Origin of the sequence: Haloferula helveola (assembly GCF_037076345.1) — a bacterium.
GTDB lineage: Bacteria > Verrucomicrobiota > Verrucomicrobiia > Verrucomicrobiales > Akkermansiaceae > Haloferula > Haloferula helveola.
The window spans coordinates 4263442-4278449 of sequence record NZ_AP024702.1 but is presented as its reverse complement, the minus strand read 5'-3'; the positions used below and the strand labels follow the sequence as shown (position 1 = coordinate 4278449).

General features: G+C 64.0%; 12 protein-coding genes. 9 read left to right on the top strand and 3 right to left on the bottom strand.

Features of this window, described 5'->3' with window-relative positions:
* The first annotated feature begins 157 nt into the window (after window positions 1-157).
* Window positions 158-904: an ABC transporter ATP-binding protein gene (locus tag HAHE_RS16110; protein WP_338685835.1), complete on the top strand. Its 747-nt coding sequence runs from the start codon at window positions 158-160 to the stop codon at window positions 902-904.
* 15 nt (window positions 905-919) lie between these two features.
* Here HAHE_RS16110 and HAHE_RS16105 read toward each other — a convergent pair whose 3' ends face one another.
* Window positions 920-1912 (bottom strand): ThuA domain-containing protein, encoded by a 993-nt coding sequence (locus HAHE_RS16105; RefSeq protein ID WP_338685834.1) that lies wholly within the window; start codon window positions 1910-1912, stop codon window positions 920-922.
* A gap of 121 nt (window positions 1913-2033) precedes the next feature.
* Window positions 2034-2516, bottom strand: coding sequence for a hypothetical protein (locus HAHE_RS16100; RefSeq protein WP_338685833.1), 483 nt, complete (start codon window positions 2514-2516; stop codon window positions 2034-2036).
* A gap of 119 nt (window positions 2517-2635) precedes the next feature.
* Between HAHE_RS16100 and HAHE_RS16095 the strand changes: the two genes are divergently transcribed.
* The 3 genes from HAHE_RS16095 (at window position 2636) to HAHE_RS16085 (ending at window position 6471) form a co-directional block, all read left to right on the top strand.
* Complete coding sequence (locus HAHE_RS16095) at window positions 2636-3595, top strand: SMP-30/gluconolactonase/LRE family protein (RefSeq protein ID WP_338685832.1); 960 nt, start codon at window positions 2636-2638, stop codon at window positions 3593-3595.
* Window positions 3596-3600: 5 nt separating this feature from the next.
* On the top strand, window positions 3601-4602 hold the full coding sequence (locus HAHE_RS16090) for a DUF3500 domain-containing protein (protein WP_338685831.1): 1002 nt from the start codon (window positions 3601-3603) through the stop codon (window positions 4600-4602).
* A gap of 318 nt (window positions 4603-4920) precedes the next feature.
* On the top strand, window positions 4921-6471 hold the full coding sequence (locus HAHE_RS16085) for an FAD-dependent oxidoreductase (RefSeq protein ID WP_338685829.1): 1551 nt from the start codon (window positions 4921-4923) through the stop codon (window positions 6469-6471).
* A gap of 6 nt (window positions 6472-6477) precedes the next feature.
* Here the strand turns inward: HAHE_RS16085 and HAHE_RS16080 are convergent, their stop codons facing one another.
* On the bottom strand, window positions 6478-7629 hold the full coding sequence (locus HAHE_RS16080) for a redoxin domain-containing protein (RefSeq protein WP_338685828.1): 1152 nt from the start codon (window positions 7627-7629) through the stop codon (window positions 6478-6480).
* Window positions 7630-7741: 112 nt separating this feature from the next.
* Here HAHE_RS16080 and HAHE_RS16075 point away from each other — a divergent pair, with 112 nt between their 5' ends.
* From HAHE_RS16075 to HAHE_RS16055, 5 genes are all read left to right on the top strand, one after another.
* Window positions 7742-8263, top strand: a complete 522-nt coding sequence (locus HAHE_RS16075; protein WP_338685827.1) for a sigma-70 family RNA polymerase sigma factor — start codon at window positions 7742-7744, stop codon at window positions 8261-8263.
* Window positions 8260-9573, top strand: a complete 1314-nt coding sequence (locus HAHE_RS16070) for a discoidin domain-containing protein (RefSeq protein WP_338685825.1) — start codon at window positions 8260-8262, stop codon at window positions 9571-9573. The genes HAHE_RS16075 and HAHE_RS16070 overlap by 4 nt, the downstream gene beginning before the upstream one ends.
* The gene (locus tag HAHE_RS16065; RefSeq protein ID WP_338685823.1) at window positions 9570-12434 is read left to right on the top strand and encodes a PSD1 and planctomycete cytochrome C domain-containing protein; all 2865 of its coding nucleotides are present in this window, start codon (window positions 9570-9572) and stop codon (window positions 12432-12434) included. The genes HAHE_RS16070 and HAHE_RS16065 overlap by 4 nt, the downstream gene beginning before the upstream one ends.
* Window positions 12431-13912 (top strand): DUF1501 domain-containing protein, encoded by a 1482-nt coding sequence (locus tag HAHE_RS16060; RefSeq protein ID WP_338685821.1) that lies wholly within the window; start codon window positions 12431-12433, stop codon window positions 13910-13912. The genes HAHE_RS16065 and HAHE_RS16060 overlap by 4 nt, the downstream gene beginning before the upstream one ends.
* Before the next feature lie 232 nt (window positions 13913-14144).
* Window positions 14145-15008, top strand: coding sequence for a sugar phosphate isomerase/epimerase family protein (locus tag HAHE_RS16055; protein ID WP_338685819.1), 864 nt, complete (start codon window positions 14145-14147; stop codon window positions 15006-15008).

The following is a 15008-nucleotide window of genomic DNA, read 5'->3' as shown; positions in this document are numbered from 1 at the left end:
TCAGTTGTGATTGATTGTCAGGCGACCAAGTCGCGGAGCGGCGAATTGCTAGCGGACCGTGGCGATTTGGCAACCCCGGACTCGGGGAAATTCCCCCGAATCCGCTTCGTTCCTCGCGGCTTGCACTTCCCACCGCAGCCCTGATGCTTCCGCAGCCATGGACCGCCCGCTGCTTGAAATCGACGCCGTTGAGAAGCGATTCGGCAATTTTGTCGCAGTCAAGGGCGTCTCGCTGGCGGTCGAGGCCGGGGAAACCGTCGGCCTGCTGGGCGTCAACGGGGCCGGCAAGACGACCCTGATGAACATGATCCTCGGGTTGATCACCCCGAGCGGCGGCAGCATCCGGGCCTTCGGACTCGATATCACCAAGCACCGGATCGAGATTCTCGAGCGGACGAATTTCTGCACCACCTATGCGACGCTGCCGGGAAACCTGAAGGTCCACCACAACCTTGAGGTCTTCGCCAGTCTCTACCGGGTGAAGAAGGGCAAGGAGAAGGTGGCCGAGCTGCTCGAGGTGCTCGAGATCACCCACTTGGCCGACAAGATCACCGGCCGGCTTTCGGCCGGCGAGTCGACCCGGGTCAATCTGGCCAAGGCCCTGCTCAACAACCCGCAGCTCCTGCTGCTCGATGAACCGACGGCCTCGCTGGATCCGGACATCGCCGACAAGGTCCGCAAGCTCGTCCGCCGGATCCAGCGCGAGCGTCATCCGGCGATCCTCTACACCTCCCACAACATGCGGGACATCGAGGAGGTCTGCGACCGCATCCTTTTCCTTCACGAGGGCAAAATCCTCGCCGAGGGGACGGCCGATGAGATCACGAAGAAGTTCGCCGGCCGCGACCTCGATGACGTTTTCATCAAGATCGCGCGCAAGGAGATCGAGGCGCTTCAGGCCTGAATCGGCCCGCCCCTGCTACTCGGCTTTCTTCAGCTCGAACGGGCGCGAGGTCGCTTCGCCTTTGGAGGGAAAGTCTTCGGGGATCTCCTGGGTCACCTTGCCCGTGGCCGCCCATTCGGCTCCGCGGAGGAAGGTCACGATGAAGCCGACACCCTCGAACGCCGCCGTATCGTGCCCCAGAGTGGTGTGGAAAACCCGGCCCTTGTGGTAGTCGAGCACCATCAGCATCGGCTCGTTGCGACCCGCTTCCTTCAGCTTCGGAGTATCGGCGGCGGTAGCGAGAATGGTCATATCCTCTCCGGGTCCGCGCAGCATCGAGTAGCACTCATCCTTCGTGTGGGTCCAGAAATCGGGCAATCCCTTGGTGATCGGGTGCTCGGTGTTGCGCATTGTGATCAGGAACTCGCTCTGCGGACCATGCGTGCCGCAGCGACCCGGTGAATCGTCACGGACGACCTTCCCGTCGGCGTCATAGTAAACGTATGGCCCGGACTTCTCGTTCCGTCCGCCCCAGCCACCGAGGCCGATCATCTTGTTGTACTCCGGCCAGTCGCCCCAGCTGTTGTTGGCGGCGTGGACCGACACCAGTCCGCCGCCTTCCGCCATGTACTTTTCGAATGCTCTCTTCGTCGCCTCCGGCCAGTTCGCGGCATTGAAGCCGAAGTTGCTCACCACCACGTCGTATTTGCCGAAGTCCGGCGCGAAATCCGGATCGGGCTCGGGCTTCTTCGCCTTCTCCGATTCACCGACACCGGCCAGTGGAAGGAACGACTCCTCCCGCTCCCACTTCCAGATCGAGGCGGTGCGGGCGATCTCCACCTCGAACAGTCCGGAGTCCTGCAGATACTGCCGCATCATGATCGTCGATTTCGGCCAGACCGCGTGGTTGTTCTGACCGTCCATGATCAGCGCCTTCAGCTTCTCGGCCGCGGAGACGCTCGACGGAGCCACCAGCAGGAATCCGAGAGCGAGCGTCAGACCGGAAGAACGGGAGATTGGGGAGTTCATGAGACGATCCTCTACGCGGCCCGCCGTCCGGAACTTCCGGCCTCATGCCATCGGGAGGGAACGACACTCCCTCTCGTCGCGTCCCGGCGGGACGTTTATTGCCACAGCTTGTGGGGCCCGATCAGGGAACGAGGAAGTACTTCCGCTCTTCCAAGCCATACCTCGGGTCCGCCACCAAGCTGCCGCTCGTCACGCCCTTCACGTTGATCTTCTTGCCGTCGTAGGGGCTCTTCACGAAGCCCTCGCCCATCGTTTCGGCGGTCGGCCAGTCACCACGAAGGTCGAGATCGGCGATCGTCAGCTCCTTTTTCTCGGGCTTGGCCGGCTTAGGCGCGGGCGCCGGAGCCGGGGCAGGCTTCTCAGGTTCAGCGGGCTTCGGCTCAGGCTTGGGAGCTTCGGCGACTTCCACCGGTTTCTCAGCCGGCGGCTTGGCGACCGGTTCCGGCTTCGGCCCGAAGGACGCGCCGCTCATTCCCGAACCCGAACCTGAGGATGCCGGTTCGCGAAGCTCGGAATAGGTCCCGCAGGACGCGACAACCATCGCCCCGAGTGCCACCGCCAATCCGGCCCTTGCCCGCGCGCCTGTCATCAACCGTTCGATCATGCCTGATCGAGTCGCCCGGCCATTCGATGATCAAGCATATTCCATCCCGACGTAGCCCTCCGGGTCATGCCGGATTCACCGCTGGAACCCCGGCGATGCCGGTGCCAGCCTGCCCAACCATGATTTCATCCCCAAAGCTCATTGTCCTCGCCACCTCTCTGGTCGCGCTCGCCCCGGCAGCCGAGACCATCGAACGTCTCGACCCGGCCCTCGACGCGATCATTCCGCCTGACACCGAAATCGAAACCCTCTGCACGGGCTTCCAGTGGGCGGAAGGCCCTGTCTGGCTGCCGGAAGAGAAGCGGTTGCTCTTCTCCGACGTCCCGCGCAACACGATCTACACGTGGAAGGAGGGCATGACCGAGGCCGAGGTCTGGATGAAACCGTCGGGTTTCACCGGACCGGTCAGCAACCGCCGCGAGCCAGGCTCAAACGGGCTCGCGCTCGATGCCAAGGGACAACTTGTGCTCTGCGAACACGGCGACCGACGCGTCGCCGTGCTGACCGAGGACGGCGGCAAGATGACCATCGCCGACCAATACGAAGGCAAGCGCTTCAACTCGCCCAACGACCTCGCCATCCACAGCAGCGGCGCGATCTACTTCACCGATCCGCCCTACGGCCTGCCGAAGGACGCCAAGCCGGAACTCGATTTCTGCGGCGTGTTCCGCGTCACGCCCGACGGCGAGGTGACCTTGCTCGACCGCTCGCTCGACCGCCCGAACGGCATCGCGCTCTCGCCGGACGAGAAAACGCTCTACGTCGCCCAGTCGCACGGGCCCCGTCCGATCATCACGGCCTACCCGATGAAGGACGACGGCACGGTCGGGCCCGGTGAGGTGTTCTTCGACTGCAAACCCCTCGACGGCCCCGGCGCTCCGGACGGCTTGAAAGTCGGCCCCGACGGCACCGTCTTCTCCACCGGCCCGGGCGGACTGCTCATCATCAGCAAGGAAGGCAAACTGCTCGGACGCGTGCTCTGCGGCCGGGCCACCGCCAATGTCGGCTTTGGCAACGACGGCCGCTGGCTTTTCCTCACCTCCAAAGACCGAATCCTGCGTCTCCGACTCAAAGAATGACCACCATGAAATCCCTCCTCCCCGCCCTGTTCCTGGCCCTCCCGATCGCTGCCGAGGAGTTACCCGCACCGCTTGCCTTGCAAACGGCTGCGAACGCATTCCTCGCCAGCCTCGACGACAAAAAACAGGAACGCGCGACCTTCCCCTTCGACTCCGAGGAACGCGAGAACTGGCACTACACGCCGCGCGACCGCAAGGGACTGCCGCTGAAGGACATGAACGAGGCGCAGAAGAACGCCGCGGTTGCTCTGGCCAACGAGATTCTCAGCGAACGCGGCGCAATGCAGGCGGCCCAGATCATCTCGCTCGAGAGCGTGCTGGCGAAGCTCGAGAACAACCCGCAACGCCGCGACCCGGAGAAATACTTCGTCGCGATCTTCGGCACGCCCGGCGACAAGGACGGCTGGGCGATCCGCTTCGAAGGGCACCATCTTTCGGTCAACGTTACACTGGTCGGCGACAAGGGATTTTCAGTCACACCGTCGTTCATGGGCACCAACCCTGGCGAGATCCGCGAAGGCGAACTGAAGGGCATGCGCCCGCTCGCCGCCGAGGAGGACCTTGCCCGCGCTCTTGCCCTCACGCTGTTGGAGTCCGGCAAGAAAGACGTCCTCTTCAGCGAGAATCCACCGAAGGAAATCCTGACCGGCGAAGAACGGGTGGCGAAACAACTCGAACCGGTCGGCGTGCTGGCATCCGAGATGACCGAGGCCCAGCAGGAGGCGCTGTTCGAACTCATCTCCCAATACACCGGCCGCTACCGCGCCGATCTGGCCGAGGCGGACATGGCGAAGATCAAGAAGGCGGGCATGGACAAGATCCGCTTCGGCTGGGCCGGCTCCACCAAGCCGCGCGAGGCCTACTATTACCGTGTCCAGGGACCGACCTTCCTGATGGAAGGCTGCAACGTTCAGAACAACGCCAACCACATGCACGCCGTGTGGCGCGACACCGAGAACGACTTCGCCCGCGACCTCCTCGGTGAGCATTTGGACGGACACGAGTGACCGGAGCCCGGCACCTCGCACCAGTTTGCCATGGGTCAGGCATCTTCAGCGCCGAAGGGGCGTCGGCAATTAGCCACGGGGTTCACCCCGTGGTTCCGTCGAGGCGGAAACATTGGAGCCCCGTAGGGGCGAAGGCGATGCGGGACAAACCGCTTGCTCGGACTCCGCCTACGCTCCTCCGGAGCTTGAAAATCGGGCTGCACGTCATTCCACGGGGTGAACCCCGTGGCTAATTGCCGACGTCCCTTCGGGACTCTTCGATTCTCCCTGGGTGCTTCACAGTCCCAGTCCGGTAGAAGATTTACTACAAGCCACCCCATGCCATCCCGCTTCTTCGCAACCCTCATCATCGCCACCCTCTTCAGTAGCAGCGCCCGGTCGGAGACCTACGACGTGGTCGTCTACGGCGGAACGCCGGGCGGCATCACCACGGCGATCGCCGCCGCACGTGAGGGGGCTTCCGTGGTGCTCCTCGAACAGACGAAGCATGTCGGCGGGCTGAGCACCAGCGGGCTGAACCGCGACGAAGGCGAACACATGGCCCCGGAAACCTTCGGCGGCCTGTGCGTGCGATTCACCACCGAGGCCGCGAGGCGCAGCGGCACCGGCACCGACAAGCGGAAGAAAGGCCCGCGGGTCTGGCTGTCGCACGTGGCGGAACAGGTCTTCCTGGAAATGCTCGCCGATGCCGAGGTCCCGGTGAAATACGGCCAACTCATCGAGGGCGTGGAGATGAAGAACTCCACCCTCGTCTCGCTCGCCGTGAGAGGTGGTGAAAGCTATGAGGCCAAGATCTTCGTCGATGCGACCTACGAAGGCGACCTGATGGCCAAAGCGAAGGTCTCCTATACCGTCGGTCGCGAGGCGCGCGACACATACGGCGAGTCGCTTGCCGGAGTCCGCTATATGGACGAACCGATCAAGGTGTCGCCCTACGACGAGAACGGCGAACTCCTGTTCGGGGTGATGCCCGGCAAACCGCCCGCCGAGTTCTCCGCAAGCGAGCATCCGATCTGCTACAACATCCGGCTCAACCTGACGACCGACCCGGAACAACGGGTGCCGATCACCAGGCCGCCCAGTTACGACGCGAGCCAGCACGAGTTGCTCGCACGCTGCATCGAAGCCGGCCAACTGACACGACTCGGCGAGATCATCGGCATCTACGGCATCCCCAGGACCCGCATCCGCGAGTGCAACAACCGCCAGTTCTCGATCGTCTCGATGAGCATCCCCGGCGCCCAAACTCCGTGGGCCGAAGCGTCATTCGAAGAGCGCGAACGGATCCACCAACTTTATCGCGACTACACCCACGGCATGCTGTGGTTCCTGAAAACGGACAAACGGGTGCCGGCGTCCATTCGCAAGGAAATGGAGCCCTACGGTCTGTGCGCCAACGAGTGGAAGGACAACGGTCACTGGCCGTGGTATCTCTACATTCGCGCCGCGCGCCGGATGAAGGGCGAGTATGTGCTCACGCTGTCGGACATTACCGAGGAGCGATCGAAGGAGGATGTCATCCACATCGGGTCGCACTTCATCGACTCCCACCACGTGACCCGCTACGCGACCGACGACGGTCACTTCATCAATGAAGGAAGGATGTGGCAGGAAGGGATGCGCTTCGACATTCCCTACCGGGCCCTGACCCCCAAGGCCGCCGAGTGCAGTAACCTGCTCGTACCGGTCTGTGTCTCGGCCAGCAACGTCGCATTCGCCGCGATCCGCTTGGAGCCGACCTGGATGCACCTCGGTGAAGTCTCGGGCATCGCCGCCGCGATGGCGGCGAAGTCCGGAATCGCCGTTCAGGAGGTCGACGTGAAACCACTGCAGGCGAAAATCACCGAGGCGGGTATACCGCTGAAGTGAACCCGCTCACTCGCCCTCGGCATCATTGATCGCCTTCAGCACCTGACGGCGAAGCTCGACCGGCTCGACCCGGCCGGTGTGGCGCCAGACGATTTCGCCTTTCGGCGAGAGGATCACCGAGTGCGGCTGCGCGCCGCTCCATTCCGGATCGATCGCCTCGGCAAGCAAGTCGGGGTTCTCACCCGAGAAGCGGTAGTTGATCGTCGTGCGACCCTCCTTTTTCAGGCCGTCCATGCTGCGCGGTGAAACGGCGGCGTGCTGCTTCTTCAGAAAGCCCTCGGCCTTCTTCGCGGCTGCTTCCGGATCAAGGCTGATCGTCACCATGTCGAACGGCCGGTTCTGGAAGCGGCGGTAGGTTTCGACGAGATCGGGAAACTCCGCCATGCACGGCGCACAGGTGGTCGACCAGAAGTTGATCAGGCGGACGACACCGGCATCGTTGGCCTTTACCTTCTTGGCCAGCTCGACATCCATCGGCTCGAGCACCACCTCGCGCTTCTCCCAAGCCTCCTGATCCTTGGCGACGGCATCCTTTTTCCACAGCCACTTGGTCGAGCAGCCGAACGAACGCGTCTTCGGAGTGGCGACTTCCTTGTCGGCAAGGACCGCATCCAAGGCGTCGCGCAGATAGCTCTTCTCGACCGGGCCCGAGGAACGGCCAGCGTCATCCATGCGTCCGGTGTAGCGCAGCTTGCGATCGGGACCGAAGACGAACACGTGCGGCGTCGACTGCCCGCCGTAGGCCTGCGTCACCGACTGCGTTTCGCCATCGTAGAGGTAGGGGAAGGTCCAGCCCGACTCCTCGGCGAAGGGCTTCATCTCCTCGAACGAATCCCCGTAGGGCGAGTAGCCGAGCTCGTCAGGGCGCAGGCCGATCGGGTTGTTGCCGTTGATCGCGACCATCGCGACGCCCTTGTCCGCGTAGTCCTCGTGGATCTCCTGCATCCGGCCACGGGCGGCGACGGCGTCCGGGCAATGGTTGCAGGTGAAGATGAGGCAAAGCACTTTCGAGTCCTTGAAGTCGCTGAGCGAGTGATCCTTGCCGTCGATTCCGGGCAGGGTGAAATCCGGAGCCGGCGAGCCGATCGGCAGGACCGGCGGCGGCTCGGCGGCAAAGGCGGACGAGACGAGAACGAGGGAGAGCAGAGCTGGCTTCATCGGCGGCAAACTACGCCAGAACTGGCCGATTTCCTACTCCGCTGACGGACGAATCGGGAGTTCTCCGGATTTTTCGCGAAAGATCCGGGCCATTCCCGGTAAAACGGGTGGCATGCACGAAAATCCGGCCAACCCCGAGGAACGCATGGTGTCGCTGATCGCGCGACACCAGCCGGAGATCCATCGCTACATCCACTCGCTGCTGCCTGACCGCATGCTGGCCGACGACGTGGCGCAGGAAACCAACCTCGTGCTGTGGCGCAAGGCCGCCGAATACGATCCCGCACAGCCATTCCTGCCGTGGGCGCTGACCATCGCGCTCTATCAGGTGAAGGCGGCGCGGCGCGACTCGGCGCGGGACCGACACGTGTTCAGCGACGAACTCGTCGATCTGCTCGCGGCCGAGCACCCGAGCACCTCCGCGCCCGACCTCGACGACGCGCTCGAGCGCTGCCTGGGTGAACTTTCCCACAAGCAGCGCGACCTGATCCTCGCCCGCTACCAACCGGGGGCGTCGGTTCAGGAGATGGCCGCCGACCGTTCCCAGACACCGACCGCCCTGTCGCTGGTCCTCCTGCGCATCCGCAAGGCGCTGGAGACCTGCATCGAACGCAAACTCGCCCAAGCCGGATGAAGACGGACCGACTCGACGAACTGCTGCAATGCCTGCTCGACGGCACACTCGATGACGCCAGCCGCGAGGAACTGGATGCCCAGCTTCTCGACTCGCCCGAGGCCCGCGAGCGGTATCGCCGAACGAGCGCCGTGCACGCCGCGCTGATGCGTCACGCAAGCTCGGAGCTGCCGTCTTTTGCCGACCCTCATCCGGAGCCTCGCAAGATCATCCGCTTCCCGTGGCGGACGCTCGCCGCGGTGGCGGCGGTGGCGATGCTGATTGCGGTCGTCGACTGGATTGCCGTCGAACAGATCCGCCCGAAAGCCGAAGTGTTGAAAGTCGGTCAAGCCACGTGGCCGGACGGAGCTCGGGAACTGACGACCGGTCGTCTGAGAGCCAACGAGCCCGTCGAACTCCTCGCCGGACGCATCGAGCTCGGCTACCCGAGTGGCGCCCGCGTGGTGCTCGAGGGCCCCTGCCGTTTCAATCTAGAATCAAAGGAAGCCCTGACCGTGCTTCACGGCCGCGCATCGGTGCACGCTCCGGAGGGCGCAGAAGGATTCCGGATCGACACTCCCGGCGGCAACTTCATCGACCGTGGTACCGAGTTCGGCGTCGCGGTGGGCAGCGACGGCACCAACCCGGTCGTATTGACCGAAGTCTTCAAAGGGGAGATCGACGTCCTCACCGGCCAGGAGTCGGAACTCCGGCTCAAGGGTGGCGAGAGCCGCGGCCTGGTGCGCGACGGCGCCATGATCGAGTCGCTCGACGAGTCGCCGATCCGGCTGGCGAATTCCCTTCATTCGCAACCTTCCGTGTCCGAGTCCGACACCGCCAACCTCGCCCTTGGCAAGCCGGTCATGAGCCCGGGTTACTGCACCCGTCCGCACGGATCGGTTTTCCCGCCGGACAACCTCACCGACGGCCGCCTCGACGACTCCGGGGTACCCGGCGACTGGTCGTTCTGGCTCGCCCCCGATGGGGAAAGCGGTGAGTTCACCGTCGACCTGATCGACACGACAAGCATCTCCCGCGTGTCACTGCAGAACACCACCAACCGCTCGATCGACGACCGCGGCATCGGGCGCTTCGAGATCCTCGGTTCGCTCGACAACAAGCACTTCGAGCCGCTTGTCGAAGGCACCCTCCCCCGCACCGATCCGTCGCTCTACGGCGAGTCCCTGCCCTTCCACGACTTCACTTTCCCGATCTCCGAGCTGCGCTATGTGAAGGTGGTCGTCCTTTCCCACTACCGCCATCCGAAGCGCGCCGCCAATCACCCCTGCCAAGGCGGCGGGCTCAACGAGATCCGAATTTTCGCCGAATGACCCGACTCCCACTCATCGCCCTGATCGCCACCACGGCGCACGCCAAGGTGGACTTCGCCAAAGAAGTCCGTCCGATCCTCAACGCCAACTGCACCGCCTGCCATGGCGGCGTGAAGGACGCCGGCGAGGTATCCTTCATCTACCGCGAGCGGGCCCTCGGCAAAGGCGAGTCGGGCAAGCCGGTGATCGTGCCGGGTGACCCGGACGCGTCCGAGATGATGGTGCGCATCCTTTCCACCGATCCGGATGAGGTGATGCCGAAGCCGGAGCACGGACCGCCGCTGTCGAAGGAGGAAACCGAAACGATCCGCCAGTGGATCAAGGAAGGCGCCGAGTGGGGCGAGCATTGGGCATTCGTCGCGCCCGAGAAACACGGCCTCCCCGAAGTCAAGCAAGCCGATTGGCCGATCCGTGATCTTGACCGGTTCGTGCTGGCGCGTATCGAGGCGGAAGGCCTGAAGCCGTCGCCCGAAGCAGACCGTGCCTTGCTCCTGCGTCGTGCTTCGCTCGACCTGACCGGCCTGCCACCGACCGTCGCGGAACTCGACGCGTTCCTCGCCGACGAATCACCCGACGCTTACGAGAAGCAGATCGACCGCCTGCTCGCCTCCCCTGCCTTCGGCGAGCGATGGACCAGCGTGTGGATGGATCTGGCGCGCTACGCCGACTCCGAAGGCCTCGGCGTCGACGGTCGTCGGGACGTTTGGAAATATCGCGACTGGCTGGTCAACGCCTTCAACCGCGACCTTCCCTTCGACCGGTTCACGATCGACCAGCTCGCCGGCGACCTGATCCCGAACGCAACGCTGGAGCAGAAACTCGCCACGGCATTTCACCGTCTCAGCCAGTCGAACGACGAGGGCGGAACCGACGACGAGGAGTTCCGCGTCGCGGCCGTGATCGACCGGGTCAACACGACCTGGGAAGTCTGGCAGGGCGTGACCATGGGCTGCGTGCAATGCCACAGCCACCCCTACGACCCGGTCCGCCACGAGGAGTTCTACCACTTCACGGCTTTCTTCAACCAAACGGCCGACGCCGACCTGAGCGAGGAGTTTCCAAAGCTGACCGTGCCCAATGACAAGACCCACTATGCCGCGGCAAACGAGTTCCAGAACCAGATCGAGGAAGCCCAGGAAAAGCTTCACCAACGGCACCTGAAGATCGATGAACGCTCCGACTGGAAGCCTGCGAAGATCACCAAGGCTGTCGGTACGAAAGCAACCCTGAGCATCGTCGAGGAAAACGGCATCAGCGAATACCGGGCCGACTCGAACGTCGCGGCCGGCGCCAGCTACCAGCTCGATATTGCCGTACCGACGGATCTGGCCCAGCTCACCGCAGTGCGTCTCGAGTTCCTTCCCCTGGACCTCGTGAAAGCCGCCCATTCGGCCGAGTGGGGTGCGATCCTGAAAAAGTTCACGCTGCAGGTCGTCGGTCCGGACGGTCAGGCGACCGCCGTTCCGCTCGCCGAGATCATCGCCGACGAGCCGCATCCGTTCTTCGATCCCAATGGTTCGCTCAAGGGAAGCAATCGCGGCTGGGGCACCTACTCGAAGACTTTCGGCCCCCGCCACTGCACGATCGTGCTCGAGGCACCGCTGAAGCTCGGCGCCGGATCCAAACTCCGCGCGATCCTCGACAACGGCCCGTCGATCCTCGCCAGTTTCCCGATGGTATCGAAGCGCGGGCGCCTCTACCTGACCGACCAACCGGTGTGGATCACCGACCGCGATTCGGAAGCGGGCTTGCTCTACCGCAAGCAGATCGCCGACGCCCGGGCGAAGCTGAAGCAGCTGCCGTCGACCTCCGTTCCGATCATGAAGGAACGCGACCCCGCGTTCGCCCGCGAAACGCGAATCTTCGAACGCGGCAACTGGCTCGAAAAGGGAGACCTTGTCCAACCCGGCACCCCGGAGGTTTTCCCACCGCTTCCGGATACCGACGAGCCGGCACGCCTGCGGATGGCCCGCTGGATCGCCTCGCCGGAGAACCCGCTGACGGCCCGGGTTGCGGTCAACCGCTTCTGGCTCGAGCTCTTCGGCACCGGCATCGTGCCGACTCCTGAGGACTTCGGCTCCGCCGGCGAAAGACCGACCCATCCCGAGCTCCTCGACACCCTCGCAGTCAGCTTCAGCACCGACATGGAATGGAGCGTGAAACGCCTCCTGCGCGAGATCGCGACCAGCGCCACCTACCGGCAATCGGCCGTGGTGCGCCCGGAACTGGAAGAGCGCGACCCGTCCAACCAACTGCTCGCCCGCGGGCCTCGGCAGCGGCTCACCGCCGAGATGGTTCGCGACCACTCGCTCGCCGTCGCCGGATTCCTGAGCGACAAGCTCGGCGGCCCACCCGTCCATCCGCCGATCCCCGACGGCGTCTGGAAACCCTTCTCCAGCGACCCGTGGAAAACCCCGCAGGAAGGCGACGCTGACCGCTACCGGCGTTCCGTCTACACCTACTGGAAACGCAGTATCCCCTACCCGACTTTCGTCACCTTCGACGCGCCGACCCGAGAGACCTGCTCCAAGCGCCGCATCGTTTCCAACACCCCCCTCCAGGCGCTCGCGATCCTCAACGATCCCGCTTTCGAGGAGTGCGCGAAAGGTCTCGCCCGCCGGATGAAATACGATGCCGACGGAGACCTCGAAGACCGGCTCGCCTTCGGCTACCGCGCAGCGACATCCCGCAAGGCATCGCCCGAACGCCTGAAGGAACTCGTCCGCCTCTACCACGAACTCGAAGCGAAATACGCTGCCGACCCGAAGCTCATGAAGGGCATGGCCGGCACACCCGACGGCGCCGCATTCACGATTGTCGCCTCGGTCATGCTCAACCTCGACGAAGCCCTCACCCGATGAATCTTTTTCAGCATCTCCAGACCGAACAGCTCCGCCACGTCACGCGCCGGCATTTCCTGCGTGACTGCACGACCGGCCTCGGCGGCATGTGGCTGGCTTCGCAAGGCATCGCTTCCGGCTCCGGCATCCTGAAGATCGACCACGATCCGTCCAACCCGCTGGCATCCCTCTCACCGACCCTTCCGCCGAAGGTGAAGCGCGTGATTTACCTGCACATGGTCGGCGCACCGAGCCAACTCGAGCTCTTCGACTACAAGCCGCAGCTGCAGAAATACGACGGCAAGGATTGCCCGCAGGAATACCTCGAAGGCCAGCGATTCGCCTTCATCCAAGGGGTGCCGAAGATGCTCGGACCGCAGTTCGAGTTCAAACAACACGGGCAGTCCGGCGCATGGATTTCGGACCGGCTGCCGGAGCTTGCGAAACACGCCGACAAGATGTGCTTCATCAAGACGATGCAGACGGACCAGTTCAACCACGGCCCGGCCCAGCTGCTCGTCCACACCGGCAACCAGAACCTCGGCTACCCGTCGATGGGCTCGTGGGTCACGTGGGGTCTCGGCACCGAGAACCAGAACCTTCCCGGCTTCATGGTCCTGATCTCCGGCGGCCGCCTGCCGCGGGTCGGCGCGTCGCTTTGGGGCAGCGGCTTCCTGCCTTCGGTCTATCAAGGCGTGCAATGCCGCTCCGCCGGCGACCCCGTGCTCAACGCCGCCAATCCTCAAGGCGTCAATCGGGAGATCCGTCGCGCGGCGCTCGATTCGCTCAAGACGCTCAACGAGCAGACCCACGCCGACTTCAACGACCCCGAAACCGTCACCCGGATCGCACAGTACGAAATGGCCTTCCGCATGCAGGTCTCGGTTCCGGAAGTCATGACCATCGACGACGAACCTGCGCACATCCACGAGATGTACGGCACGCAGCCGGGCAAGGAGTCGTTCGCCAACAACTGCCTGCTCGCCCGAAGGCTTGCCGAAAACGGCGTCCGTTTCATCCAGCTCTTCGACTGGGGTTGGGACTCGCACGGATCGAACAAGAACGAGGCCATCAACCACGGCTTCAAGAGCAAGTGCGACTCGATCGACAAGCCGATCTCCGCCCTGCTCACCGACCTCGACCAGCGCGGCATGCTCGATGACACCCTCGTGGTCTGGGGTGGCGAGTTCGGCCGCACCCCGATGCAGGAAAACCGCGGCGGCGGAGAACGGAACGCGTTCGTCGGCCGCGACCACAACCCGAATGCCTTCACCCTGTGGATGGCGGGCGCCGGTGTGAAGCCGGGCATGACCTACGGCGAGACCGACGACATGGGCTATCTGGCCGCCAGCGACCCGGTGCACATCCGCGACTTCCACGCCACCTTGCTGCAGTTGGTCGGCTTCGAGCACAAACGCCTCGCTTTCCCGTTCCAAGGGCTCGATCAGCGGCTGACCGGCGTGAAGCCGGCCCGGATCGTCAAGGACATCCTCGCCTGACGGCGGCTCCACCGCTCTTCATTTGGAGTGCGGTGGCAGAACCCCGGCAGGGGTGGCGACACCGCTTTCGAGCCACCTGAGCGGCAATCGTCGCCCTCTTGTTCCGCTTCACCGTCAAAAGCGGTGTCCACGGTCGCAGGCTCCCTCTGCCACCGCACTCCAGATTCCTGAGAAGTGCCGGAAAGACGGGCTGGTCACATGGCGTCTCAACTTCATAGCCTCCACTCACCCCATGAAACGCCGTTCTCTTTTCACCATGGTTCCCGCCGCCTCCGCCCTGCTCGCCCTCCGCTCCAGCGGGAAGCCGATCACGGATGGCGCCCTGACCTCCGCCGGATTCACGATCTCGGTCCAGTGCTGGTCGTTCCGACAGTTCACCCTGTTCGAGGCCATCGAAATGGCCGCCGCGGCCGGTGCCGGAGGTGTCGAGGTTTTCCCCGGTCAGAAGATCGGCGGTGAACTGGGCGACGCCAAGGTCGACCCCGCCAAGGTCGCCGAACAGGCGCCGGCGATCCTCGCCCAATGCGAAAAGCACGGAATTGTCCCGGTGAACTTCGGAGTCACCGGTATTCCGAAGGACGAGGCAAAAGCCCGCCTGACCTTCGAGTTCGCCAAGGCACTCGGCCTGTATGGCGTGACCACGGAAGAGATCGCCTCGCTCGACACGCTGGAGAAGCTCGCCAAGGAATACGATCTCAAGGTCTGCTTCCACAATCACCCGAAGAAGCCGAACTACAAGATGTGGAATCCTGACTACATCCTCGAGACGATCAAGGACCGCCACGAGAACATCGGCTTCTGCGCCGACATCGGCCACTGGGCGACCACCGGACTCGACCCGCTCGAGGTGATCAAGAAAGTCGGTCCGCGGGTCCATGCCTTCCACATGAAGGAACGCGCTTCCATCGAGGAGTGGACCCACGACCGGCCGTTCGGAACCGGAATCATCGACAACATCGCGATCCTCGACGAGGTCCGCAAACACGGCTTCGCCGGCAACGTTTCGATCGAGTACGAGCACAACTGGGCGACCAACCAGCCCGAGATCGCGCAGTGCGTCGGCTACCTTCGCGCCTACTCGAAGATGCGCGCCTGA